This window comes from Rhodopseudomonas sp. BR0C11 (assembly GCF_010820945.1).
Classification (GTDB): Bacteria; Pseudomonadota; Alphaproteobacteria; order Rhizobiales; family Xanthobacteraceae; genus Rhodopseudomonas; species Rhodopseudomonas palustris_H.
This window is the reverse complement of sequence record NZ_QTKI01000872.1, coordinates 1-407: the sequence shown is the minus strand read 5'-3', so window position 1 is coordinate 407 and position 407 is coordinate 1. Positions and strand designations below refer to the sequence as shown.

Genomic DNA, 407 nt, shown 5'->3' with positions numbered 1-407 from the left:
CGTCGTCGTCGCGCGCAACGAAAACTACTGGCGGAAGGGTTGGCCGTTCCTCGACGGCATCGAGTTCAACATCATCCCGGAGAATGCCACGGCGCTGCGGTCGGTGGTCGCCGGCCAGAACGACATGGCGTTCCAGCTGCCGGCGCGGCTGAAGCCGGTGATCGAACGCGCCAAGGACCTCAAGCTGGTGTCGTCGCCGACGCTGTATTGCATCCAGGTGTATTTCAACTACGCCCGCGCGCCGCTCGACAACGTCAAGGTCCGGCAGGCGATCAACTATGCGCTCGATCGCGACACCTTCGTCAAGGCGGCGCTGAGCGGCCTCGGCGAGCCGGCGCGGATGACGCTGCCGAGCTCGCACTGGGCCTATGCCAAGGACGTTGCCGGCCCCTATCCCCACCAGCCGG

1 protein-coding gene is annotated in these 407 nt (G+C 66.1%); it reads left to right on the top strand.

Annotated elements, in window-relative coordinates; genetic code table 11:
* Nucleotides 1–407, top strand: a 407-nt coding sequence (locus tag DYI24_RS27875; RefSeq protein WP_246701412.1) for an ABC transporter substrate-binding protein, incomplete at both ends; no start/stop codon positions are given.